The organism is Nitrosovibrio sp. Nv4 (genome assembly GCF_900215485.1).
Lineage (GTDB): Bacteria > Pseudomonadota > Gammaproteobacteria > Burkholderiales > Nitrosomonadaceae > Nitrosospira.
In genome coordinates, this window is record NZ_OCMZ01000002.1 from 1,369,892 (window position 1) to 1,393,919 (window position 24,028).

Annotated in this window: 18 protein-coding genes; 9 read left to right on the plus strand and 9 right to left on the minus strand. The window is 52.9% G+C overall.

All coding sequences use genetic code 11. The annotated features are described in order from the left end of the window. Positions 1-165 precede the first annotated feature (165 nt). The 3 genes from glnA (at position 166) to CRO05_RS14595 (ending at position 3,817) form a co-directional block, all read left to right on the plus strand. Positions 166-1,575 carry a type I glutamate--ammonia ligase gene (gene glnA / locus CRO05_RS14585; protein WP_097067816.1) on the plus strand — a complete coding sequence of 470 codons (1,410 nt, stop codon included), beginning with the start codon at positions 166-168 and terminating at the stop codon, positions 1,573-1,575. 73 nt (positions 1,576-1,648) lie between these two features. Continuing rightward, positions 1,649-2,311: a tetratricopeptide repeat protein gene (locus tag CRO05_RS14590; RefSeq protein ID WP_097067817.1), complete on the plus strand. Its 663-nt coding sequence runs from the start codon at positions 1,649-1,651 to the stop codon at positions 2,309-2,311. Positions 2,312-2,560: 249 nt separating this feature from the next. Further along, entirely contained in the window at positions 2,561-3,817 is a 1,257-nt protein-coding gene (locus CRO05_RS14595) for a putative Na+/H+ antiporter (RefSeq protein WP_097067818.1), read from the plus strand. Between the two features lie 84 nt (positions 3,818-3,901). Here the strand turns inward: CRO05_RS14595 and CRO05_RS14600 are convergent, their stop codons facing one another. From CRO05_RS14600 to CRO05_RS14625, 5 genes are all read right to left on the minus strand, one after another. Then, a complete protein-coding gene (locus tag CRO05_RS14600) occupies positions 3,902-4,174 on the minus strand; it encodes a lipopolysaccharide assembly LapA domain-containing protein (protein ID WP_097067819.1) in 273 nt (90 codons plus the stop codon). A gap of 262 nt (positions 4,175-4,436) precedes the next feature. Then, positions 4,437-5,267 (minus strand): D-alanyl-D-alanine endopeptidase, encoded by an 831-nt coding sequence (gene pbpG / locus CRO05_RS14610; RefSeq protein WP_097067821.1) that lies wholly within the window; start codon positions 5,265-5,267, stop codon positions 4,437-4,439. A 285-nt stretch (positions 5,268-5,552) separates the two neighbouring features. Beyond that, positions 5,553-8,636, minus strand: a complete 3,084-nt coding sequence (locus CRO05_RS14615) for an EAL domain-containing protein (RefSeq protein WP_097067822.1) — start codon at positions 8,634-8,636, stop codon at positions 5,553-5,555. Further along, positions 8,636-9,070, minus strand: a complete 435-nt coding sequence (locus tag CRO05_RS14620; protein WP_097067823.1) for a response regulator — start codon at positions 9,068-9,070, stop codon at positions 8,636-8,638. Before CRO05_RS14620 ends, CRO05_RS14615 begins: the two co-directional genes overlap by 1 nt. A gap of 16 nt (positions 9,071-9,086) precedes the next feature. Next, complete coding sequence (locus CRO05_RS14625) at positions 9,087-11,030, minus strand: PAS domain S-box protein (RefSeq protein ID WP_235001460.1); 1,944 nt, start codon at positions 11,028-11,030, stop codon at positions 9,087-9,089. Positions 11,031-11,494: 464 nt separating this feature from the next. Between CRO05_RS14625 and CRO05_RS14635 the strand changes: the two genes are divergently transcribed. Genes CRO05_RS14635 through CRO05_RS14645 form a run of 3 tightly spaced genes read left to right on the plus strand, consistent with a single transcriptional unit; the run spans position 11,495 to position 13,395 of the window. Then, complete coding sequence (locus CRO05_RS14635; protein ID WP_097067826.1) at positions 11,495-12,139, plus strand: MotA/TolQ/ExbB proton channel family protein; 645 nt, start codon at positions 11,495-11,497, stop codon at positions 12,137-12,139. After that, positions 12,126-12,527, plus strand: coding sequence for a biopolymer transporter ExbD (locus CRO05_RS14640; RefSeq protein WP_097067827.1), 402 nt, complete (start codon positions 12,126-12,128; stop codon positions 12,525-12,527). The genes CRO05_RS14635 and CRO05_RS14640 overlap by 14 nt, the downstream gene beginning before the upstream one ends. A gap of 10 nt (positions 12,528-12,537) precedes the next feature. Beyond that, complete coding sequence (locus CRO05_RS14645) at positions 12,538-13,395, plus strand: hypothetical protein (protein WP_097067828.1); 858 nt, start codon at positions 12,538-12,540, stop codon at positions 13,393-13,395. Positions 13,396-13,543: 148 nt separating this feature from the next. Here CRO05_RS14645 and CRO05_RS14650 read toward each other — a convergent pair whose 3' ends face one another. Beyond that, on the minus strand, positions 13,544-15,415 hold the full coding sequence (locus CRO05_RS14650; RefSeq protein WP_097067829.1) for a S9 family peptidase: 1,872 nt from the start codon (positions 15,413-15,415) through the stop codon (positions 13,544-13,546). A gap of 664 nt (positions 15,416-16,079) precedes the next feature. On the opposite strand from CRO05_RS14650, the gene CRO05_RS14655 reads away from it, so the two are divergent. Then, entirely contained in the window at positions 16,080-16,667 is a 588-nt protein-coding gene (locus tag CRO05_RS14655) for a diguanylate cyclase (protein ID WP_097067830.1), read from the plus strand. A 183-nt stretch (positions 16,668-16,850) separates the two neighbouring features. On the opposite strand, the gene CRO05_RS14660 is transcribed toward CRO05_RS14655, so the two are convergent. The 3 genes from CRO05_RS14660 to CRO05_RS14670 all read right to left on the minus strand — a co-directional run bounded on the left by CRO05_RS14660 (position 16,851) and on the right by CRO05_RS14670 (position 19,716). Further along, positions 16,851-18,200, minus strand: coding sequence for a hypothetical protein (locus CRO05_RS14660; RefSeq protein WP_107758437.1), 1,350 nt, complete (start codon positions 18,198-18,200; stop codon positions 16,851-16,853). 83 nt (positions 18,201-18,283) lie between these two features. Beyond that, the gene (locus CRO05_RS14665; RefSeq protein WP_097067832.1) at positions 18,284-18,604 is read right to left on the minus strand and encodes a hypothetical protein; all 321 of its coding nucleotides are present in this window, start codon (positions 18,602-18,604) and stop codon (positions 18,284-18,286) included. A 98-nt stretch (positions 18,605-18,702) separates the two neighbouring features. Beyond that, the gene (locus CRO05_RS14670; protein ID WP_097067833.1) at positions 18,703-19,716 is read right to left on the minus strand and encodes a methyltransferase; all 1,014 of its coding nucleotides are present in this window, start codon (positions 19,714-19,716) and stop codon (positions 18,703-18,705) included. An 843-nt stretch (positions 19,717-20,559) separates the two neighbouring features. On the opposite strand from CRO05_RS14670, the gene CRO05_RS14675 reads away from it, so the two are divergent. Both CRO05_RS14675 and CRO05_RS14680 read left to right on the plus strand, forming a co-directional pair. Beyond that, positions 20,560-22,398 (plus strand): hypothetical protein, encoded by a 1,839-nt coding sequence (locus tag CRO05_RS14675; protein WP_200814410.1) that lies wholly within the window; start codon positions 20,560-20,562, stop codon positions 22,396-22,398. Positions 22,399-22,624: 226 nt separating this feature from the next. Further along, on the plus strand, positions 22,625-23,719 hold the full coding sequence (locus CRO05_RS14680; protein ID WP_097067834.1) for an ADP-ribosylglycohydrolase family protein: 1,095 nt from the start codon (positions 22,625-22,627) through the stop codon (positions 23,717-23,719). Positions 23,720-24,028 lie beyond the last annotated feature (309 nt).

Sequence of the window (24,028 nt, forward strand, 5' to 3'; positions counted from 1 at the left end):
ATCCGCAGCTTGGTAGGTCCCGCGTCATAACCTCGCTCTGGATGCTTCCCGGTATTTTCTTCTTGAAGAAATGGCGGCGCTCCTGCTGATATAATGCTACGCTTTGTAACTACTCCAGCAACTGGAGTATTTTCATACAACTGCAATTCCGGTTTGGAGAGAAAAATGGCGGTAGCCGATGTTCTGAAAATGATTCAGGACAACGAAGTGAGATTCGTTGATCTACGATTTACCGATACCCGCGGTAAAGAACAGCATGTAACACTACCCGCTCATGCTGTTGATGCGGATAAGCTCGAAGACGGCCATGCGTTTGATGGCTCTTCCATTGCCGGCTGGAAAGGGGTCCAGGCATCCGACATGTTGCTGATACCTGATCCCGACACCGCCAAAATGGATCCATTCATGGACGAGGCGACGCTGTTCATCACGTGTGATGTGGTGGAGCCTTCCGATGGCAAGGGCTATGACCGCGACCCCCGCTCGCTGGCCAAGCGCGGCGAAGCTTACCTGAGGTCGACGGGCATCGGTGACACCGCCTATTTTGGCCCTGAACCTGAATTCTTCGTTTTCGACTCTGTAACCTGGCATGCGGACATGTCGGGTTGTTCGGTGAAAATCGAGTCTGAGGAAGCAGCCTGGAGCTCGGCGGAGAAATACGAGGGAGGCAATATCGGGCACCGTCCCGGTATAAAAGGCGGATACTTTCCGGTTCCCCCGATTGATTCCCTGCATGACATCCGCTCCGCCATGTGTCTTGCACTGGAAGAAATGGGCATTGAAGTCGAAGTGCACCACCACGAAGTGGCGACTGCAGGCCAGTGTGAAATAGGTACCAGATACAATAGCCTCGTGAAGCGCGCCGACTGGACCCAGGCGTTCAAGTATGTGGTGCACAACATTGCGCATTCGTACGGAAAAACAGCGACTTTCATGCCGAAACCCATTGTTGGCGACAACGGCTCAGGGATGCATGTGCACCAATCGATCTGGAAAGCCGGACAGAATTTATTTTCCGGAAACGGTTATGCAGGTCTTTCGGAAATGGCGCTGTACTATATAGGCGGAATTATCAAACATGCCAAAGCCCTGAATGCCATTACCAATCCGGGCACCAATTCCTACAAGCGCCTGGTTCCGGGTTTTGAAGCGCCCATCAACCTCGCTTACTCGGTTAGCAATCGTTCGGCGGCAGTCCGTATCCCCTACGCCAATAGTCCCAAGGGACGACGCATTGAAGTGCGCTTTCCGGATCCCACCGCGAATCCCTATCTCGCCTTCACCGCCTTACTGATGGCCGGGCTGGACGGTATCCAGAACAAGATTCACCCAGGCGATCCCATGGACAAGAATCTTTATGACCTTCCGCCTGAAGAAGCCGCAAAGATTCCCAATCCCTGTGCTTCGCTGGACGAAGCGCTCGACAGCTTGGACAAGGACCGCAATTTCCTTACCCGTGGCGGCGTATTTTCGAATGATATGATCGATGGCTACATCGAGCTCAAGATGGAAGAGGTTACGCGATTTCGCATGACCACGCACCCCGTGGAGTTTGATATGTATTACAGCCTATGAGATTGAGGCGACTCGTAGGGCAACCATACTGTTGAGTCAGCCTGGAAAAGAACATAACGGGACATAATACTCGATGAATATCCTTATTGTGACACTGCTTGCGGCGCCCCTGATCATGCTCGCGGGTTGCGGCGAGAAAGCGCAGGAGAATGCCGCTAAAACCGAAGCGCAGACCAAGCTGCCAGATGAATTCACGTCCGAGAAAGAGATCCCGTCGGTATTGGAAAGCGAGTTAACGCCAGAAGAGAAGTCAGCGCTATTACAGGAAATCATGCCGGCAGGGCCGGAGAATGAAGCCACTCCGGAAGAAAAATTTCTGCAACTAAGGAAGGATGCGGAAGCTGGAGATGCAAAAGCACAAAACGGCCTCGGTGTCCTGTTCTACACAGGCGAAGCGATATCCAAAGACTCTACAGGCAAAATCCTGAGTAATGACCCAGTCACGGCGGCGGCGTGGTTTCACCGGTCGGCTGCACAAGGATATGCCGATGCCCAATTCAACCTCGGGTTGATGTATGCGAATGGTGAAGGTGTCGCCAAAGATCCGGCCAAAGCGGTAGAGTTATTTCAAAAAGCAGCCGATCAGGGCAACGTCGATGCGCAAAACAATCTCGGAGTGATGTATTACGCAGGTGAAGGCGTTCCCAGGGATGAGGCGAAGGCCAAAGAGTGGTTCAAGAAAGCCGCTGCACAAGGAAATGCTGATGCACAGGCCAACCTTGACGCTATGAAATAAAATCCAACGCAGCTCAAGATTCAGGCGGAGTTATTTTTCAACTAACGGGCGAAAAACGCTGGCCCGCCCTAATAGTTGAAACGATAGGTTCGTCCGAATTCCTCATCCTCACACCAAAAAATAGACGCGATCGCCATATACGTACAGTGAACCGCTGAGCATAAAGCCTGTCAGGGCTCCCTCCGAAGGCTCGAACATGAATGTTCCCCGCAGCAACACCGACCAGATCAACGCATCTGCCGCAAACGAATGAATCCCGCTCCCATCGAAATCATCGGCGCACTTCTGTTCGGCATCGCGCTAATTCACACTTTCTCGACAAAATATTTCGAGCAGATGGCGCATACACACCCCGCCCATGCGGGTATTTGGCACTTTCTGGGCGAAGTTGAGGTGGTTTTCGGCTTCTGGGCAATGATCCTTGTCATCATGATGCTGATTACAGACGGTAAGCATGCCGCCGTAAACTATCTCGATCAGCAGAGCTTTACCGAACCCATGTTCGTGTTTGCGGTCATGGTAATCTCAGGCAGCCGCCCGATCCTGCAATTCGCCATGCTTTGCGTAAAAACGCTCGCCCGGCTCATTCCCTGGCGGGAGGGCAAAGCGTTTTACTTCGTAACATTATCGTTTGTGCCTTTGCTGGGCTCTTTTATCACCGAGCCGGCTGCGATGACCTTGGCCGGATTGATTCTGCTTGAGCGTTATTACTGCAGGGAAATTTCGGCCCGGCTCAAATATGTCACGCTCGGCGTGTTGTTCGTCAACATCTCGATTGGTGGAACGATGACATCCTTTGCCGCGCCGCCAGTTCTCATGGTGGCCGGCAAGTGGGGATGGGATACTGTTTTCATGTTCACCACATTCGGTTGGAAAGCCGCGATTGGCGTGCTGGTGAATGCGCTTGCAGTCACTATCCTGTTTCAACGGGAATTGTCGGGACTGAAGAGCGAGGAATGTTCTACGCATGCCGGAGTTCCACCGCTCGTGGTGCTTGTACACATAATGTTTCTGGTCGCGGTGGTAGTGTTTGCGCATCACCCAGTCGTCTTCATGGGTCTGCTGCTCTTCTTCCTCGGTTTTGCCCATGCATATGAACGCTATCAGGACCGGCTGATCCTGCGGGAAGGATTATTGGTCGCTTTTTTCCTTGCCGGCCTGGTTGTTCTTGGGGGACAGCAGAAGTGGTGGTTGCAGCCCTTGCTGGTGGACATGGACAGCACGGTACTCTTTTTCGGCGCTACTCTGTTGACAGCAATAACGGACAATGCAGCCCTTACGTATCTTGGTTCTCTGCTGGATGGAACAAGCGCGGAGTTCCGGTATTCGCTGGTTGCCGGGGCCGTCACTGGCGGAGGCCTGACAGTTATTGCCAACGCGCCAAACCCCGCCGGTTTTTCCATACTCAAGGGTTCGTTCAAGGATGGAGCGATCCATCCTTTAGGTCTACTGGCCGCCGCGCTTCCGCCTACCCTTGTCGCCATTCTTGTGTTTCAGTTGCTTTAAATGGTCAAAGCGGTATCGCTGCCGCGATACTGTTAAAACCGGTTTGATATCCGTCAGTATCAGCCTGGCATCGAGGACGCGTCCTTATTTCAAAGCGCGCAAACTGTCATTCTCGGCCCGTAATGCATCCACCTGTTTATGCAGGCGGCTTGCCGAGATCCGCTCACGCAGCATCGTTGGAACCGTCACTAGCGCGCCGATAAGCGCACCGAGCCCAAAACATGCGGCAATCACCACGGCCAGCGATGCATCGAGCCGCCAAAGAAAAAATACGACGCTTACAGCAACGGCATTCTGAACCGCGAACATGACAATCAGGAAAACAATGATGAGTGCGGCAATCAATTGCAATTGCATAAACACCTCCTTCCCGGGCGGTCGCCGCTTCCCGTCCAGCTGCAGGCCAATCTGTGCCTGTATAAAAGGTTAAAGCAGGCGATCGGAAAAATCGAGGTTTTTGCGATATTTGTTACCCGCCAGATGCAGCGGCACGTAAAGAGAACAGGCGCGCAAGAGCTAAAAAAAGCACGGATAGCTGTTTCTTCCTGAACCCGGCCCGGAGAATTCCATGTTCAGGTTAAGCGGGATGCCAGTTGAGCAACCTGCTTCGAAAAATATATTAACCGCGAACCTTGCGGGTGAAACCGATCTCCATCCATTTCTTGATGCGGTTAGCATCGCCGATACGGGAGTTCTTTCCCCAGGAATCAAGCAATACAATAATGATCTGCTTGCCTGTAATATTTGCCTGCATCACGAGACAGCGCCCCGCCTCGCTAAGAAAGCCTGTTTTTGAAATGCCAATATCCCAGCTACTGCTGCGTACCAGATGGTTTGTATTGACGAATTGCAAGCTGCGGTCATCATCCGTGAACGCCACCTCATGTGCGGCGGTCGTGGAAAATTCGCGAATGACATCGTAATCGTATGCGGCATTGACCATTTTAGCCAGATCGCGCGCAGTGGAAACATTGGCACTATTTAACCCGGTAGAATCAACAAAATAGCTGTTACCCATACCAAGCTCGAATGCCTTGCGGTTCATGGCCGCAACGAAGGCGCTGATGCCTCCGGGATACGAACGTCCCAGCGCGGCTGCAGCACGATTCTCGGAAGACATCAATGCCAGGCGGAGCAATTCCTGACGAGTAAGACTTCCCCCTACCCGCAAGCGGGAACGGGTATTCTTGATAATATCGATGTCGGCCGCTTCTATGACGATCTCCTCATCCAGCGGCAATTCTGCATCGAGCACAACTATCGCCGTCATGAGCTTCGTGATGGACGCGATCGGCATCACATTATCCGGGTTCTTGTGGAAAAGGATGTTCCCGCGCTGAGCGTCCATAATCAATGCGGAATGCGATCTGAGATTCAACCCCCCTTGCTGCGCAAAAGCTCCGCTGGTAAGCGCAAACATGACGCAAATCACCAGGATAATTTTTTTCATTTGTCATTCTCTGTTAGAAAATTCATCCGCCCCCCGCGGATTGGGAATTTGCGGTAGCTAAAGTAACAAATATCATGAGATAGGGAAAGAGCTTTATCGCAATGCCAGTGCGTAAAGAGGCTCATCTTTAGGCAAAAGAGCATCTTTGACAATGGAAGCGTTGTTTTTGAGGGAAATGATCGCGAATTAACGTGTACAGCGACTGGCTACCGGGTGGCCGGCAACAAGAATGGAACGCGGACCACTGCATGGGTCGCATCGACGGTAGCGATGGGTATAGCGATCTCACTGATTCATCGCTGGAGCGCTCATCATCAACCGATAACCGTCGACAAGAGCCTGCGATGCGCATTCAAGGGGCAGGGGGTGTGAGAAATAATAACCTTGCATTTCGTCGCAACCGTTTTCAATCAGAAAATCCAGTTGCGCTCTGGTTTCAACGCCCTCGGCTACCACCTTCAGCCCCAGGCTGTGCGCGAGTTTGATCATTGCAACGGCAATGGTTGCATCATCCGGATCCGTAGTCACGTCACGGATAAATGCGCGGTCGATCTTGAGTACGTCAAGTGGAAACCGCTTGAGATAAGCGAGACTCGAATAGCCGGTACCAAAGTCATCCATTGATATTTGCACACCGAACGCCTTCAGGTTCTGCAGCGCATTGGCGGCTGTCTCAGCCTCTTTCATCAATACCGATTCGGTCAGTTCAAACTCGAGTAGACGTGGATCGATGCCGGTAACCTCCAGCGTTTTTCCGATTACTGAATCAAGATCCTGTTGCTGAAACTGCCGTGCCGACAGATTGACCGAGATCGGATGCAGAACCAGGCCCTGACTCTTCCATGTTTTGATCTGCTCACAGACTGTTCGTACCACCCATTCACCCACTGACACAATCAGCCCGGTATCCTCAAGGACGGAGATGAATTGGAGCGGTGGCACGAGCCCGTGCGCTGGATGCTGCCAGCGCAGCAGGGCCTCAAAACCCGTAATCTCACCGCTGGTTAAACTTGCTTTTGGCTGATAGTGAAGCACGAATTCGTGCCGCGCCAGCGCGCCGCGAAGCTGAGTCTCAATTTTTAGACGAGCTACCGCACGCTCATTCATCTGCGGCAGGTAAAACTGATAAATTGCAGGGCCCAGCTCCTTCGCCTGAAACATCGCAGTATCGGCATTCCTCAGCAGGCTATCCGCATCGATGCCATCTCCGGGATAGATACTGATCCCGAGGCTTGCCGAAATATAAATTTCCTGGCCGTCCAGTTCGAATACCAGCGAGAGCCCGGCGATCACCTTTTCCGCCACCACGGTTGCGTCCTCGGCCTGGGCCAGATTGGAAAGAATGAATGCAAACTCATCCCCCCCAAGGCGAGCCACCGTATCGCACGAGCGCACGCACTGCTGTAGCCGTTGCGCAACCTGAACCAGCAATTTGTCGCCGATGCTGTGACCCATCGTATCGTTGACGATCTTGAAACGGTCCAGATCGGCAAAGACAACGCCAACACGTCCGCGGTTGCGCTGCGCCTGCTCCATCGCTTGCCTTAAGCGATCAAGAAAAAGGCTACGGTTGGGCAGTTCCGTAAGAGGGTCGAACTGGGCCAGATAGGTGAGGCGTTCCTCGGTAGTTTTGCGGTCAATCGCGGTTGCGAGGATATTCGCGAGGCTCTGCAAAAAATTGATACTGCCCGGCGTGAAGCGGAACGCATCACGGGAGTATGCGCCGAGGACAGCATACGCGCCGCCGGCTCCGGAGATAAGCACATCGGCACAACTGCGTATCTCATGATCCCTGAGAATATTCGAGGGCTTGAAGCGCATCTCTGAGCGGAAATCTCCGATGATCACTGCTTGATGACTGGCGAGAACAAACCGGTTCTGGCTGTTCTCATAGGTGAACGATATTTGACGGCCTATCCAGCCGTCCCGCCAGCCCAAGCCTGCCTTGAGTATAAAGGAACGCAAATCCGGGGTGAGCTGCAGAACCTTGCAGAAATCGACGTTGAGCCCGCGGGATGCAACCACGGCCACCTCGTTCCACAACTCGTCAAGATCAGCGCTGGCGAGCGCCTGTTGTCCGAGCGCCGCAATAAGGCCCTGCTGCATGGCGTGCTCCTGAATCGCCAGTTCCGTCTGCTTGCGCTTGGTGATGTCAATGGCAGTGCCTACTATTTTCAATTCGTTGCCATTTCGTCCCCATTTCACCGTTTTCGCAATATGAAGATGACGTACCGTTTCGTGCCCGCGAATAATCCGGAAATCGAGCTGTTCCCGTCCATTCTCTGCGCCTATTCTTTCCAGCTGTATTTCCTGCTCTCGCAAATCATCGGGATGAGTATAGGATTTCCAGATCTCGTAAGTGATTTTGCTCCCAGGCGGAGCACCATAAATTTCATACATACGGTCATCCCAGATAACCTCACCGGTAGCAGTATTCCATTCCCAGATGCCAATTGCGGCGGCTTCGGTGGCGAGGAAAAGGCGGGTCCTTTCTTCCAGCAAAACCCGTTCTCTCCGGGCCGACTCCGCCCTGAGCCAGACGTTTTCGATGACCGTGGGCAACCGCTGAAGATAGCCTGCGCCTTTTACGACATAATCGGCGGCGCCAAGTTTTAGAGACTGCCGCGCAATTTCTTCGTCATCCTGTCCTATTACCAGAATGATCGGTAGATCGAGCCCGCGAACCTGGCAGAGTTCTTTCAGGATATCGGTGGCGGAAGCGCCGGGCAAACGATAATCGAGCAGCAGAACATCAATGCCCGCCTTTCCATCAGGTGCGGCAAAATGGTTAAAAACCTGCTCGGCGGACTGAAGCGATTCAATTTGCAGGTGCGGAGCAATGGAAGCGAGTGCCTGTCTTGTCAGGTAGATATCGTGAGCATTCGGCTCGACGTAAAGAATCCTGAGCGCAGCAGCGCGCGGATAGGTTTCCGTGTGGAATTTATCGAGTGCGGCACGCAACACCAGAGCCAGTGTTTCAAGGAAACCGTCACGTTTTATGACATAGTCGTCGGCCCCCGCGCGGAGTAATGCCAGCAATATATTTTCGCAACTCGAGCCGGTAAGAACTACTACAGGAAGCGGCAACTGCTGACTACGTACCCGGGCCAACAGCGCTTCACCGCTACCATCGGGAAGATGGAGGTCCGTCAGAACGAGATCATAGCGAGGAATCGTATCGATGCTGGCCCTGGCGATTGCTGGCGTTTCCAGACTCGTTCCATAACTCTCATGGAATCGGTCCACCCGTGCCAGCGCCTCGTTCAATGTACTGATAATATCCAGTTGAATGTCGGGTGCGCGTTTCTCCAACTCGATTCGCACCAGATCGGCATCCAGTGCATTATCCTCCAGATAAAGAACTTTCATTAAACGCGCTTTGAAAAGCAGGGCATATTGAGAACTGTCCAATAGAGCTCAATTTGCCGGGCCACATCAATAAATTTTTCGAAATCTACGGGCTTGACGATGTAGGAATTTGCCCCCAGCGTATAGGCTTCGTGAATATCATCATCTTCAGCGGAAGACGTCAGGACCACGACGGGTACAGTGCCAAGATGGGGATGCGCTCGAATGTTTCGTAAAACCTCAAGTCCGCTGACTTTTGGCAGTTTCAAATCCAGCAATATCACTGACGGCGCAGGCTCTCCTGCTCTCCAACCGACGATAAAGTCGAGCGCTTCCTGTCCGTCGCGTAACACTTCGAGCGGATTGGCCAGGTTATGTCGAATAAAAGCACGCCGGGTCAGATCCACATCCATCGGATTGTCTTCAATGAGCAAAATCGGCAACGTAATATTCATGAGTAAAATGCCGCGACTAGGCGCTATTAATTGCCGGAGCAGCTGCTTCAGCCGTACCGGACAAAGGCAATTGCAGATAAAAAACGGCGCCGCCGCCCAATTTGCTCTCCGCCCACACGCGCCCACCCATCCGTTCCATGGCCTTCTGTACCATGGCAAGTCCGATACCCGTGCCGGGATAGTCTTCGGCGCGATGAAGACGCTGGAATATTTCAAAAATTTTGTCGTAAAAACGCATGTCGAACCCGATTCCGTTGTCGCGTACAGAGAGAACGCAGTAGCCATCCGCAGCCCGCGCGAGAATTTCGATAGCCGGTTCAGGAGAATATCTGGAGAACTTGAGCGCGTTATCGATGAGATTGCGCAATGCGATAGCAAGCCCTTCCGGATCGGCTCTGATAGGGAAATCGTCAACGTTGACAATGACGCGCACATCCTTGGTGGCGCCCTGGAACTGGTCCAATAGCTTCGATATAAAGGTAGGAAGGCTGACGTCTGTTGTCGACAGCTTCCGCCGTTCGAGCTTTGAGTAAGAGAGCAGATCTTCAATTAAATCCGTCATATTTTTCGTCGCCAAACGCACATTTTTCAGAAAGCCCCGGCCCTCCTCATCAAGACATTCGTTATGGCTCTCCAGCAGGAGGCGCGTGTAGCCGGCAATGCCGCGAAGCGGCGCCCTGAGGTCATGCGACACTGAATAGCAGAAATTCTCCAGCTCCTTACTTTTGGCAACGAGCTGAGCAGTGCGCTGATTCACCTTGTACTCAAGGTTTATCTTCGCATCGCGTAGTGCTTCCTCGGCACATTTGCGCTCGGTAATGTCCTTAATGGTCAGAAATGCCAGACCCTTGCCGTCGTCGTAATAAGAGACTGCGCCGGAATAACTGAAGATACGCAACCAATCCCTATCGACGCGTCTGATACGCAACTCCAGATCATGCAGATGCTCATCTTGCAGGATGCGTGTCAAAGGCCACTGTTCGATCGGCAGAATCGCACCATCAATAGTCGATAACTCAAACATCTGCGCGAAGGTTTGAAGATCGCTCAGGAGTTCTTCCGCGTTACCGACATCGTGCATCTTCAACGCCGCGGGATTCCAGTGCAGCAGTTTGCGGCTAAAGTCAGAAACCACAAGGCCTTCGCTCATGTTCTCCATCACCACCTGAAGCTGTTTTTCGGTTTCGCGTCGAGCTTGCTCCCCCAGTCTTTGGTCGTTTACGTCTGTATTGGTACCGAACCACTGCACTACACGGCCTTCCGCGTTCTTTAGCGGCTCTGCCCGCGTCAGGAATATCCGGTATTGTCCATCCGCTCCACGTAATCGAACGTCCATGTCGAACGCTTGCTCAGCGGCGAGAGCATCTTTCCAACGCTTGATTACTTTGGGCAGCAATTCCGGATCATGCACTTTATGCCAACCACAACCTTTCATTTCCTCCGGAGTTGTGCCTGTATAGTCGTACCAGCGCTGGTTGTGCCACGATTTCTTTCCATCGGGCTCCGCTATCCACGCGAGCTGCGGGATGGTGTTGACGATGACGCGAAACCCTGCCTCGCTTTCCTGCAATGCCAGCTCAGCACTGCGGCGGGCCGTAATATCCAGAATAATTGCGAGAAATTCAGTTGGGCTCGGGTGCCCTACGCGTTGCAGATGGACTTCGACCGGGTAGTATGTGCCATCGGCCCGCAAATGCATCGTCTCGAAAACCAGGATCTCTTGTTCGCCCTTTACGAGCGGATCGACCAGTATCCGGAAAGACGCCTCGTCAAATTGCGGCTGGATGTCGAATAGCGTCATCATCCGCATCGAATCCAGGTTATGGCCCAGATTGCGTTGTGCACCATTGCTTATAAACTCGAAACGCAGGGTCTGGGCATTCACGAGGTAAATCTCGTTCAAACTCTGCTCCAGTATGACTGCAAGCCGCGCCTGCGCATTCTCTGTCAAACCGGCCATGCTAGATGTGGTCCTGGAAAATCCCACAAGACTTCCTGCATGATTTTTGATTAGGGATATCATTACGAAAAATCAAAATTACCTGCAAGTTCGCTTGTTCCGACGAAAATAACAGAGCTATGAAACCCTAAAACGAGGTGTATGGATAGCTGTAAGATTTTACAGCTTGGCAGATCAAAATTAGCCTCGATGAGGTTGAGCAAGCCCTTGCGCAGGGCGAGACTAATTCCCGTGGGATCCGGCATCGATAAAACTTTCTCACTACAATGAGCGAGAATCAGTGCTTTTGCACCCTGAGTGGGGTATAAGCAACAACCCATCGCGTCGGCTGGTCACGCATCGCAGTTGCATGGCCGCGTCAGCATCTTACTGAACCATCTTACCGAAAACCATATAGAAGCGTTAATTTATAATTAGTTTTTAGCCAATAAGGGCACCTATATCACCCCAGCTCGGAGATAAACATGCAAGAACTGAATGCAACCTGGACCGCGCTAAAAGTCGGCGGAATTATTATGTTCCCGCTGTCTTTGCTTGCGGTTATTGCTCTGGCGATCATGCTTGAGAAGGCCTTTATCTATTGGCGTTATGCACGCCTTTCGCATGATCTGCTGAACCTCGTCGAGACGTATGGCTTCGGATGGCACGACCTGGAAAAGATACTCTCGGGGCTGGACGAGCGCCACTATTATAAGCGGTTTTTCGAGGTGGTGATCAGCAACCGGCACCGGCCTTCCTGGTGGACCGAGTCGCGCGCAGCGGATGAAGCCCAACTGATAGAAAAGTCTCTTTCCCGCAGGCTATGGGTGCTTGAAACCACGGTCACCGCAGCGCCCCTGCTCGGACTCGTGGGAACGGTTATCGGCATGATGCGTGCTTTCCAGATTATCGGTGGCGAGGGAATCGTCAATCCCACGGCGGTGACGGGGGGCGTGGCCGAAGCACTCATTGCAACTGTAGTTGGCCTGGTGATCGCACTGATTGCACTCTTCGGTTTCAATTATTTTTCGCGTTTGCAATCCCAAACCATGGATGAGATGGAGCGTCTTGGCACACGCCTGATCGATCATATCCGCCTGGATCAGGAGGACAGAGATGAAGCGGCGTAAACCAAGGGATTACCGCAGAGGAAAAATCGAAATCATCCCGCTGATCGACGTTATGTTTTTCCTGCTTGCGACATTCATGCTGGCTTCATTGTCCATGCAGAATCTCGATTCCCTGCAGGTGAATCTGCCCCAGGGTCAAGCCGAGAAACTCAGCGCCAAAACGCCTGTCACGCTGACGCTGACTAATGACAGCAAGATTTTTATCAATAAGACGCCTGTTACTCTTGAGACATTGGCCGACACGCTCAAGCCGTTACTCCAGGACTCAGAACAGAAACTGGTCGTATCCGCTGATAATGACGCGCCGCAGGGCCTCGTCGTGCAGGCGATGCTGCGGGCCCGCACGGCCGGCGCGCAGCACTTTCTGATTGCGGTTAAACACCAGTAATTCCGTACGCATGCTCAAGTCCAGATCGAAGGAAGATCGATTCTGGTGGCCGTTGCCACTGGCTGCCACCATTTGGCTGATCATTATCTGGGCATTTGGATTTTTTCTCACATCTCCAGAGATAGAGACTGAAACTCCCGCACCAATCGAAGCAACTTTTGTGGAATTGCCTGAAGAAAAACCAGAACAAAAATCATCACCGGCACCGAAAAAAAGTCCCAGGCTTGCGCCCCCCGTCAAGCCGCAACCGCCACCCAAGCCTCGGCCTCAGCCCCGCCTGAGCCCCGAAAAAACGCAACCGGCGAAACCCGCCCCCGAAAAAGGAACCGCCAGGAGCGATGCACGGGCAGACCGTTCATCAACTCAAAAATCAGCTCCGGATACCGCAGCTCCGAAAGATATGCTCGACTATATGAAGGAAGCGCGGGAGCGCCGCAGTGCAGGCGGAATCTTTGAGGATGAACCTGTAGAACCGGAAGCCACCGAACGCGAGCCGTCCGCGGAAGAACTCAGAATGGCCAATGTCATGCGCAACCTGCGCGAGCCCGGCGCGAGCGGGATATTTCAAATCATCAGAATGGGACCCCGCAGCGCACAGTTTTTGTTCCGTGCCTGGAAAAAGGACAGCAGTAACCCCAGACGGGAACTGATACAAGTCAATGCTCCGCCAGGCGTCGATATAGAACGTGCAGTCGTCCGCAAAATGATCGAACTGATCCGCGAATACCACAAAGGCGATTTCAACTGGGAGTCGTACCGCCTCGACCGCGTCGTAGTTCTTTCAGCACGCCTGGAAGACAGCAAAGGGCTTGAGGATTTTTTGATACGCGAGTTTTTCGGCGACATCGCCGCGCCGCTTCCGCGATAGCACAGCAGTATTCTGAAGCCTCGCCCGACCGAGTGATAGATACTGACAGGTAGTACTGATAGTAGGTGGCCAATAAGCGAAGCGCATTGCGCCGTACGGAATCCGCCCGATATTACGTCTGGGGGCTGGTTGAGAGGAGTGTATTCACTTATTGCGCCCTACCTGTATCACTCGTTTTTCGTCTTTCGGCGCGTCGCCGCCCTTTCAGATACTTGTCCAGAAACTCCAGTATTCGCCTGTTGGCTTTGATCTGGTTCTTCTTTTTGGTGAAGCTGTGGCCTTCATCCGGGAAAACAATATACTCCACGGGAATATTATGCTTCCTGACGGCTTCCACCATCTCATCGCTTTCAGCCTTGATGACGCGCGGATCGTTGGCGCCTTGGATCACCATTAAGGGTTTTCTTATTTCCTTGGCGTGAAAGAGCGGCGAAGTCGCGACGAGGATGTCTATGTCATTCACCGGATCTCCAATCTCATCGTAAATGGCTTTGCGCATCGATTCCCAGTAGAGAGGTATGCTCTCCAGCGTTCGCAGCCAGTTGCTGACGCCAAAAATGTCCACACCCACCTTGAACGCCTCGGGACGGAATGCCAGGGCTGACAACGTCATATAGCCGCCATAGCTTGCGCCCATGATGCCAATGCGCTCATGGTCGATATGACCCCGGCTGGCGAGATAGGTCTTGGCCTCGATACAGTCCCACAGCGGCTCACGCCCATGCTTGCGATTGGCGGCGGCAAAAAAGGTCTTGCCGTAGCCGGAACTACCACGGTTATTGATTCCCAACACGGCATAGCCATGATTCACGAGATATTGAATCTGAGCATTGTATCCACGCATGGTCTGGCCGCCCGGCCCGCCATGCACATAGATAATAGCCGGTACTTTGTTAGTGGCGGACGCTTCGTGCGGCCTGTAATAGATGGAAGGTATAACCATCCCGTCGAAAGACCTGAAGCGGACTACTTGCGCTTCCACCAGATCGGAAGAATCGATTTCCTTGCTCAGGCTCTGCGTAAGCTGTTTGAACTGGCCGGTATTGAAGTCATGGACAAACAGGTTATCCGGAGAGCGGTCGCCGTTCAGGTAGAAGGCCATGCGCGAGCTGCTCTGCGAAAAGACCACGCCGCGAATTTCCCCCTCCGGGAACGCGGGAAGTTTCACGGGTTTCTCGCCCTCCTCCCCCACAACCTCCATAACCTCCACAACGCGGATCACTATGCTGCCATCCTGGTTGATCCCGGTCACCCGGAATCGCCCATCCTTTGAAAAATAGGTATTGATTATGTCCCAATCGGCGCTTTCATGATCAGTGACAGCACCACTGAACAAATCATAAGTACACAGGCGCTTGAACTCGCTTCCCTCATTGGTGAGAAAGAACAGTTTTCGAGACGCGGGACCAAAAGTCTCGGCATGGAAACTGATGGAGCCCTCGTGAGGAGTGAGGTGTTTTACCTCCTGCCTGGCGACATCAAACAGGTAAATATCACTGTCGGACGTGGTATTGACCCTGTTCAGCGCAATCCAGCGCTCGTCTCGGCTGATGGGACCAAGGTCAAAACCTTGCTCATTCGTGTATATCAATGTTCGGGTGTAGGTCTGTGCATCATAGCGATACAGATCGAAGAATCGGGGATCGCGCTCGTTACTGGAAACAAAAAAAGCGCTCCCATCCGGGCGCCAGCCCATGAATTGCGCCTTGAGCCCTTCTCCCGGAGTCAGGTCTTTTTCCACGCCATCCGGCGCAAGCAGAAAAAGATGATAATTCTCATCGCCCCCCTGATCCCGTGTAATAAGGACCCGATCATCGTGCGGAAAGAAGCTGACGGAAAAAGTGCTATCGCTGGTAGAACAAGTCAGCGGCTCTGGCGTGCCGCCTTCCACCGGCAAGGTATAAGCGTTAAAAATGCCAGGGGCATTGCTGCTGAAAAGGACTCGTCTTTCGTCAGCGCTGAACGAAGCTCCCAGAATGGAAGTCGTCGCCATGAATTGTTCTATCGTATAGCGCTTCATATAAAGTATGGATGGTTGGTGAGTGGGTGGGTAGGCGCTTTGGAAAATACTTAAGGGAGGATGAATTATTCATATGCTTCCACCCTTGCGCTTAGTTCGGCCTTGCGGGTCTTTATTGCCCCTGACCTGGCGCAAGTGCTCGCTGCCGCCCCCCGGACTCCTCTTTTTTTTATTTTGAGCAATCGGCTTCGAGAAAGCAATGGATGGCAGAGGACTATGTTACTGCAAAGGCGCCAACATTTAACTAAACTCCGATTAATGCTTCAAAAAATCCTATGTTTCCCCAATCCCTCCGTAATTTTCCATGCCTCCCGCGGAGCCTGGGACGCAGGGGTAGTTTATTGCAACAGCGAAGGTGGGTAGATGATGACAAGCAGGATTTCTGGCACGAATAGCTCAATACCGGACCAGGTTAGCCTGGAGGAGAGCCTGCCTGAAAGTATTCGGCCTGCATGATAGCCAAAGAGACTTGCCGCTACCATGGTCCCTCGTTGGCCACCGCTCCCGCCCACGGTGGCGCGGGCAGAGTGCCAGCGCGTTCTGTGTGTTTCCGAACTGCACTAAACGGGCGATTGTGCAATCATGTGCCCCATACTGGGCGAAGAAGCTTAATCGGGGCACTCAAATTCTTTGAAGGCAAGCGTGATGCGAGTAGGAAGAACATATGCTGAATGATCCGTCAGTTCTCATACTGATGTATTTCATCCTCCCCCTCTGGTTGTTGGCAGGATTTGCCGATTGGCTGTGCCATCGCGCCTCGCATATCGAAACGACGGCTGGCGCCAAGGAATCCATATTTCACCTTGTCATGCTCGCCGAGATGGGCCTGCCGTTGCTTGCCGCGATCTTTCTCCAGATAAACGCGTGCATCATCGCCTTCATGATCGTTGCCTTTTTCCTTCATGAAGCTACGGCACTCTGGGACGTCAGTTATGCTGTCCGTAGGCGAAACGTGTCGCCGGTCGAACAACATGTGCACAGCTTCCAGGAGATGATCCCTTTGATGGCGATCCTGTTCGTTATCTCACGGCATTGGGATCAGTTTCAGGCGCTGTTCGGCTTCGGACCCGAGATTGCCCGGTTCGACCTCATCTGGAAGGAGGAACCTTTGCCTGCGATTTATGTGCTTTCCATCATGACGGTCGCCCTCCTGTTTGAAATTATTCCTTATATAGAGGAATTTTTCCGCGGACTGCGAGCAAACCATGGCGCGATCGTGCCGCCAGGAGCCCGAGCGCATAAAAACCGTTGAGCCGCATGCCGCTTTATGTGCCAAAGGGTGGGCATTACGATACAGAGCCGTGACCGGAAATGCGTGCGCTATTTGATTCCGATCACCATCAAGTTCGATTCACTGAAACGCTCTCTGCCCAGGGTTGAAAACTTCGTATCCTTCATCCATTCCGTGTAATCGAACCCCCTGGCTCTCAAATTATCACAACTCAAGAACCGTAATTCTGGGACAGTGATCACTGGTCGGAATGGATTGACGGTTTTTCTTTACCACAGCAATCTTGCGCGACCGAAGGGCGCCAGCTTGTGCCAGCTTGATCGGATCACTGATAACAATATGGTCCAGTCCTTTAAAACCGGTGCAGCCTCGCTGTGTCGATGTCAGTGGCACCTGGTGCATTGAAGGGGATCCATCGGCAATCTCTTGCCACAGATAGCTGCTTTTGACCCGGCCCTGCTCATCCTTTGTATTTGGTTCCGCCGGGTCGATGCCATCAGTGCGAACCTCGGTCTTTGAAACATGCGCCTTGGCCTCCTCGTCTATCCGGCGATTAAAGTCTCCAAGCAGGACGAATCGCGGGCTTTCCTTAACCACACGGTCGATCCAATCCTCGAGGAGGGGGATCTGGCGATTGAGGACCGCGCAGGCCGGCGCGAGATCGGTCAGCTTGTGACCGGGGAAGCCGCCCGCCGTTTTTACATTGGCGCAGCCGGACTTGAGGTGAATATTCAAAAAAGTCACCGGTGAGCCATTGATGACCAGTTCCAAGGCCAACCCTGGTCTGACGCGCCGTGCAAGTGATTCGTCCTCAGGCTGCTCCGTGATCGCAAGGGCCGGATTCGGTTCGCAGCCATACACGCCGGATGGAATTGTTTTATCCCAGGCAAATGCAACCGTTTGGAAGGTTGTATGCGGTGCGACACAAACATTGAATTGCTCCGCAAATTGACCGAGGACGTACTCCAGGACCTCTTGCGACTTTACTTCCTGGAAGGCAATGACCCTGATTTTTTTGTTCCGGATCAGATTCTCGACCGTGGCTCGCAAACCGCTCAGCTTGATATTGTAATTCTCCGCTGTTTCGACTCTGCCCGGATTCCGCCTTCTCCCATAGGCATTGCATGGAGCTATCATCATTGCCGCATCAGGGCTCCCTGCTGCCGCAGCCGTGGCTTCCTGACACCGCTTTGCCCGTTCTTCCTCTTCCGGAACCGCATTCAGCGCGCCCCGCGGCATCTTGACCCGGCTATCGCACCAGTCAACTTCCGGCGTACCGCAAACTTCGACATGACGTTTGAAGTCGTCAACGGTCCCGGCCCATGCCATGTTGAAGACTGCGATACCTGTTGGGGAAGCTTCTTTGCCCTGTACACCGGCTGGCAAGACCGATAACAGGATAGCCAGTAAGGACGTGATGCGGGAAAGAGGCGTGCAAACTCTCCTGATGAGGCAGCCAGCCGGTTTGCCAGCGATTATTGCGGCACACCAGCGAACTCCGCCGATACATCGGTTCTGGACTTGCTTCTTAATAGTCCCTGTCAGACGTCTCATGTTACTTACCGAACGCGTGTTGTTCGTCTTGTTCCGATATGGTCGGCAGTCCGTTCCACAAACTTGTCGGGTGTCGCTTCAAGTTAGGATTCAGGCCGATCGGCCTCCTTGCACTTGATTTGCCATAAAAGCTTGGTATCTTTAGGCGGGGGTCCCAAATGATCCAGAAGTACAGGCGCTTGCTCGCCAATGAGTACATATCCCGATTTACAAATTTCATTAGCACGCTTCGCCAATGTTCGGGTTGCCCAATCCCGACTCGTCGGGCAAGGGCCCAATTTGGTTTTGATGAAATAATGCGTTGTCCCATCATTTAATGTCTTGGAGGTCTGCTCATAATCGGGCGAGCCGGCACAAGCAGTCAGCAGCGGGATAGCCAATAATGCGATTGCAGCGGTTTTCATAGTTTTCCTGAGCGTGGGGGTGCAAGCTTCCTGATACAGGAACGGACATAAGGCCGGCGGAATGGAATTTCTTGACTGCGGTCCGAGACCGCTTCGATCTATTTGATTCCGATTACCATCGAATCCGCGCCAATCAATGGTTCTACATGTATGTCGGAGAAGCCGGTGCCTTTCATCCATCCCGCGCAGTCGGCACCCGTAAAATCGAAACCTCCCGGCGTTTCTATCAGCATGTTCAGGCTCATCATTAACCCGAAAGCGTTCTTTGAACGGTCATCGTCAATGATGGACTCATAAACGATCAAAGCCCCGCCTGCGGGAATTGCGTCAAACGCCTTCCGGATGAGCATCTTCTTCGTGGGAAGATCCCAATCATGCAAAATATGCCCCATCAGCACAACATCTGCCTGTGGCAGCTCATCCTTGAAGAAATCGCCGGACACGAAATCGACCCTGTCGGCAACACCTGCGGTTTCCGCATACTGCCGGAAAACCGGCGCAACCTCTGGCCGGTCGAACCCTGACCCGCGCAAATGACGATTTGCAAGCGCAATCTGCACCGCCAAGTCTCCCTGGGCAGTGCCCACGTCGATAAACGTATGGTAATCCTGCCAAGGAAAGGTGCGCGCAATGATTGTATTGGCTGCATGACTGACACCGGTCATCGCGGAGAGAAATTCCTTTAAGCTTGCGGGATCGGCGTAAATGGTCTCGAAAAGATCCGCCTCACCGTCCTTGCATTCATTCTGCGGTTTGCCGGTGCGAAGCGCGTCGGTGAGATTGCTCCAAATTGGGTAGAGGCGGCGGTTTGCCATCTCAAGAATACCGCCAATGTAGGAGGGTTTATTACGGTCGAGAAACAGATCAGTCTCAGGCGTGTTGCTGTAGCGGCTCCCGTCGCGCTTCAGGAAGCCGAGCGCAACCAGCGCATCAAGAAAATCGAGTGCCCCGCGCGGGTGCAGCCCAACCCGCTCCCGGAGTGAATCCAGACTCGCCGGACCTTGCGCCAGTTCGGTAAAAACGCCCAACTCAACAGCGCAGAGCAGCGTTTTGGATGCCCAAAAGGCCATGCCGGTCTGCAAGATATTTTCGGGAGTAGGTTGGTTGCTCATTTGTACTCCTGGCGGAAAAACGTCCGATTTAGATGGATCTCGAATATATATTCATGCCGGAATCATTCGTCTATTGTCGTGCTTCTGTACTTGGAACCGATACATACGAATAAACGCATCACGTCTTGAGTGACGAAACCCAGCCGAGGCCGCTCTGCAGTTGCCCAAACGTCTCAATTTAGCGGCAGGCAGCTATCCTCTTCAAGTCTCAACGGTATCAATTGGATGGCGCTGAGTATACCGTTTGCATCACAAAACAAAATTTGTGAACTTCGCCGGGGCGCTTCTCGATTGTAAGTTAGTTACCAACATGCCACAAGTTGGCGCATACACGGAAAAAAATGTTGTGCTGCAGGTAGGAATGGGTGTTTGGTAGAAAGGCTCGATTTTAATTCCAGTCTGCTACCTGCTCTAAGAGTATCCGGGGTAAGTCAAAGCGAGGCGACGCAAGAACTTCAGGTTACGTGTCGGCCTCGGAGCCGAGGAGCCATCTGTCCTTGAGGATACCTGTCATTCCGGACATCCGCGCCACTGAATGCCTCATCACATCAGCTTGCCCCACAAGGCATTCGATGAGCTACGGTTCTTGCCTGAATTATATTTATGGTTTAAGAATAAATAGGAACAGGCACAACACCAAGAAGTTGGGCCAGGTAATAATTGGAGCGGGATGGCGGAGGCGGTCCGCCATCAAGGAATCCTGGGGGAAATCCCAGTTTCCCTGGAGATTCACGTTCAAGTTCGTGATACCCCTAAGCATGCTGTTCCTTATTCAGGATCCAGTGGATACATAACCACCTGAGCAAAAGTGCCGGACGCTACTGGTCATATGGGAACCAAGCAATGACAAGAAACGCGAACCTCTATGATATCTGTGATCAGCCGATCCTTGAAGGAGAGTGCCTCACTCCTCCGGGACGCAATCTTCGGTTCATATACAGAAAAGTGGCCGGCCATACCGTCCTGAAGTATTTGATTCTCAAAGGCTGCCGACACCCTGCTATAGGGGTTACGGAAATATCCCGTTATCAAGAGATGATGCGTAAAGCCATGCAGGCCAGCGCTGATAACTGGCAGGATCCGCTGTGGATCGAAACAACCTTCCATTCTTTGGCTCGACTTCTTGATAGCATCGAAAACCCCCGTTGGCAGCAGCGCGAAAAGGCTGAGCGGATCGACAGTGAACCGAGTCGAACAGACTTGCAGACGATAATCGATAACTGTCTGCAGGACATTTTACGGATCTGGGATCAGGATAAGAATGACCCCTGGTTTCCAGTTGCCGCACAGGTCGAGTTATCGGGCGATGACCATATGGATGGCAAGAATTTTATCAATGTATTACAGGGAGTTGGTTCCTTCGAATATAAAAATATCACAGTGTTGTTTGCGTTGATACGCTGCTTTCTGATGACGAACCCCGGCAAACTCCGGCTCATCCGAAAACCTTATCGCGGGATTTGCGAGCCCCTGTCCGTATCCTCTACGTTGATCTGGCACAGAATAGCCTTTTCAGATATCAATTTTTTCGAACATCTGCTTGTATTTTTAGACTCGAATGCCTCGCGGCAGCATTATGCTCGTATCGTCCCCATTCTGGAAAATTTGCTGCGCTACTGCGTATGCAGCAGTCGGGAGTGGCTTGAGACGCCGAATAACCACATTAAGCACCCCGCTATCACCTGCTTTCCGAACGATGCGGAGGGAAGACCCTTGTGCCGGCTGTCCGAAGAAGCCATGCAAAAGAAACGGAGCCTGGGATTCGGTGATTACATTCCCGATACGGATACAACCTTTCTCACTTTGGCGATGGCGAGAAAGTGGCTTGATTTTGTGCAGAGGGAGCAACTGACGGTGGACAAAGCGCTTCTGGAAGCCTGTGAGTCGTTGCTGGCTTATCCTTGGGTGGAAATTATCAGCGAATACCAGGTAGGAGGTAAATACAACTCAAATCCACCCACCATTCACATCACCAAGCCCTTGGATTACGAGGGCGCCGTGCCTATTTGGTTTGATAAAACGTTCAAGAACGCTGACGGCAGGATAATCAGGGAAATGTTGGGTAATGAGATTTGCCCAGGCCATAACATGGACATCCTGGACGCCATTCTTGTTAACAGGAAGCAATGGAGTGCCTTGGAGGGTGAAAATCTGGCCTTTTTACAGCGGTTGCTTAATTTTCATTACCGAGCCTTTGTAAGCGGTAATTTCCGTCATGAAACGGCCCTCAAGTATTATTTACCGGAAATTTATGTCTATTATTTCGGGCGCCTGTACCAGACTTACGGAATGCTTACCGATATGGATAAACGTATCCTTGACCCTGAAGAAAAAATGGAAGACATGCGTCGGATTGCTCAGCAGTACTGCAAGGATGAGCTAATCGGGTATTCACTCAATGCCTTCGATGCCGCCTTGGCGGTATCTGCGCTAGTGCTGCTGGCATATGAGCCAAGACATGACGGAGTAATTGCTGCTGGCCTCAACGTGCTTAGCCAGGCGATGGGGGAAGGCAGGGGCAGGCATCCTTACCGAGCCTACGAATGGAACCGCATGCGTCACCCTACCCGGATTCTGGTTGGCAGTGAGGTTGCAACTTCCCTGTTTGTGCTGAGAGCATGCAGCGAAGCCATGCGCTATCTTGAGTTAAGCGGGATGGATGCGTCCATGAGAACGGGGTGAAACCCAGTTGGGGATTTGCCGGCGCCGAGTATGGCAAAACCATGAAGTGATCAACTCCGGCATTCCCGGATTAATGCATACAAGGCGCGCAGCACAGGCGCCGCTCCCTCTTTCGTATTTTTTTCCCCAATGCTCGAAAGACCACCAGAGACCCTACTAGAGACACCTACAAAACTGAAAAAAGATTTGTTTGGATAATTAGGTTAACCAAGAGGAGGATCAGAACATGTCCGACCCCGCCATACAGGACCGCGCCGCCGGCGCCATCATGGGCGCCTTTATAGGGGATGCATTAGGCCTCGGCCCCCACTGGTACTACGACCTGGCAGTGCTCCGCCGCGACTACGGCGACTGGATCACGACCTATGCCGACCCCAAGCCCGGCCGCTACCATAGCGAACTCAAGGCAGGCCAACTCTCCCAAGGGGGCATCATTCTCCGGCTCATGCTGCGCTCGCTCGTCGAGCGCGGCGGCTATGATGAAGCGGACTTCTGCCGGCGCATGGATGAGGAAATATTCCCGTTGCTCAATGGCATGCCGGTGCACGGACCGGGCGGATACACCCAGCAGTCGATCCGCGATGCCTGGCGCAAGCGTGTCCAGCAGAACCTGCCCTGGGGGCAAACGGGAGGCCAGGCCGATACCACCGAAGCGATAGGGCGCACGCTCGCCCTGGCGGTTCGCTACGCCTTCCAGCCACAGGAGCTGGCCGCCGCCATCTCCAGCAATACACGCCTCACCCAGATCGACGATACCGTCGTTACCCTGACTGTCGCGTACGGGGCAGTGCTGGGTCTTCTGGTGCAGGGACACAAGCTCAACAGAAGCCTTTCCGGCAAGCTCATGCGTTTGGCAAGGGCGGGAAAACTGCCTTTCCATACCATGGCGCATACCGACCTGCAGCCGCCACAGGAGGATCGTCCGCGAAAAAGCTGGCATTTCGTCTCGCCGGACGCCCTGCTCACGCCCTCATATGTCGCCGCGGCCGCGGTGGACCCCGATATCCGGATAGAGCCCGCATGGAAAGTCTCCATCGTTTATGGCATGACCTGCGCCATCTATCACCAGCTTCCCGCAGCCTACCATCTCACTGCCCGCTTTCCGGACGATTTCGAATCGGCTGTTCTCCACGCTGTGAATGGCGGTGGCGAAAACCAGGCTCGCGCCGTATTGACCGGCGCCCTGGTCGGAGCCCAAACGGGGCTATCGGGAATACCCCGGCGCTTCCTCGATGGCCTGGACGAAGCCGAAACACTCCGGCGATTTGCGACGGAACTGGCCACGAAAGTGGGCGCTTCAACCGCCGGCGGGGAGAGTTGAAAAACCCTGGAGAAACCCCCCATTGATGTGCTTATCTTAAACAGGAAAACATTGTCCGTTTATGGCGAGCGGCAGCAGGTTCTTGGCTCCTCCCGACCTCATGAATCGCCATGTACCTGTAAGATACTCCAGCTATTGAAAACTCTCCCTTTGTTATCTAATGGCGGTAATTAGAAACGGATTGAGTGGCCAGGTACAAACGAAGCTTGCAGCATATCAACTCCTTTAAGCGTCAACTACACATCCCGCCCCCGAATCTGCACAGCATTCGAATTAGACATCCGTTAAGAACCCAGCCACATTTACCAT

Coding starts and splice junctions, on each gene's coding strand:
- glnA (WP_097067816.1), top strand. CDS start 166: ATGGCGGTAGCCGATGTTCTGAAAATGATTCAGGACAACGAAGTGAGA.
- CRO05_RS14590 (WP_097067817.1), top strand. CDS start 1,649: ATGAATATCCTTATTGTGACACTGCTTGCGGCGCCCCTGATCATGCTC.
- CRO05_RS14595 (WP_097067818.1), top strand. CDS start 2,561: ATGAATCCCGCTCCCATCGAAATCATCGGCGCACTTCTGTTCGGCATC.
- CRO05_RS14600 (WP_097067819.1), bottom strand. CDS start 4,174: ATGCAATTGCAATTGATTGCCGCACTCATCATTGTTTTCCTGATTGTC.
- pbpG (WP_097067821.1), bottom strand. CDS start 5,267: ATGAAAAAAATTATCCTGGTGATTTGCGTCATGTTTGCGCTTACCAGC.
- CRO05_RS14615 (WP_097067822.1), bottom strand. CDS start 8,636: ATGAAAGTTCTTTATCTGGAGGATAATGCACTGGATGCCGATCTGGTG.
- CRO05_RS14620 (WP_097067823.1), bottom strand. CDS start 9,070: ATGAATATTACGTTGCCGATTTTGCTCATTGAAGACAATCCGATGGAT.
- CRO05_RS14625 (WP_235001460.1), bottom strand. CDS start 11,030: ATGGCCGGTTTGACAGAGAATGCGCAGGCGCGGCTTGCAGTCATACTG.
- CRO05_RS14635 (WP_097067826.1), top strand. CDS start 11,495: ATGCAAGAACTGAATGCAACCTGGACCGCGCTAAAAGTCGGCGGAATT.
- CRO05_RS14640 (WP_097067827.1), top strand. CDS start 12,126: ATGAAGCGGCGTAAACCAAGGGATTACCGCAGAGGAAAAATCGAAATC.
- CRO05_RS14645 (WP_097067828.1), top strand. CDS start 12,538: ATGCTCAAGTCCAGATCGAAGGAAGATCGATTCTGGTGGCCGTTGCCA.
- CRO05_RS14650 (WP_097067829.1), bottom strand. CDS start 15,415: ATGAAGCGCTATACGATAGAACAATTCATGGCGACGACTTCCATTCTG.
- CRO05_RS14655 (WP_097067830.1), top strand. CDS start 16,080: ATGCTGAATGATCCGTCAGTTCTCATACTGATGTATTTCATCCTCCCC.
- CRO05_RS14660 (WP_107758437.1), bottom strand. CDS start 18,200: ATGAGACGTCTGACAGGGACTATTAAGAAGCAAGTCCAGAACCGATGT.
- CRO05_RS14665 (WP_097067832.1), bottom strand. CDS start 18,604: ATGAAAACCGCTGCAATCGCATTATTGGCTATCCCGCTGCTGACTGCT.
- CRO05_RS14670 (WP_097067833.1), bottom strand. CDS start 19,716: ATGAGCAACCAACCTACTCCCGAAAATATCTTGCAGACCGGCATGGCC.
- CRO05_RS14675 (WP_200814410.1), top strand. CDS start 20,560: ATGACAAGAAACGCGAACCTCTATGATATCTGTGATCAGCCGATCCTT.
- CRO05_RS14680 (WP_097067834.1), top strand. CDS start 22,625: ATGTCCGACCCCGCCATACAGGACCGCGCCGCCGGCGCCATCATGGGC.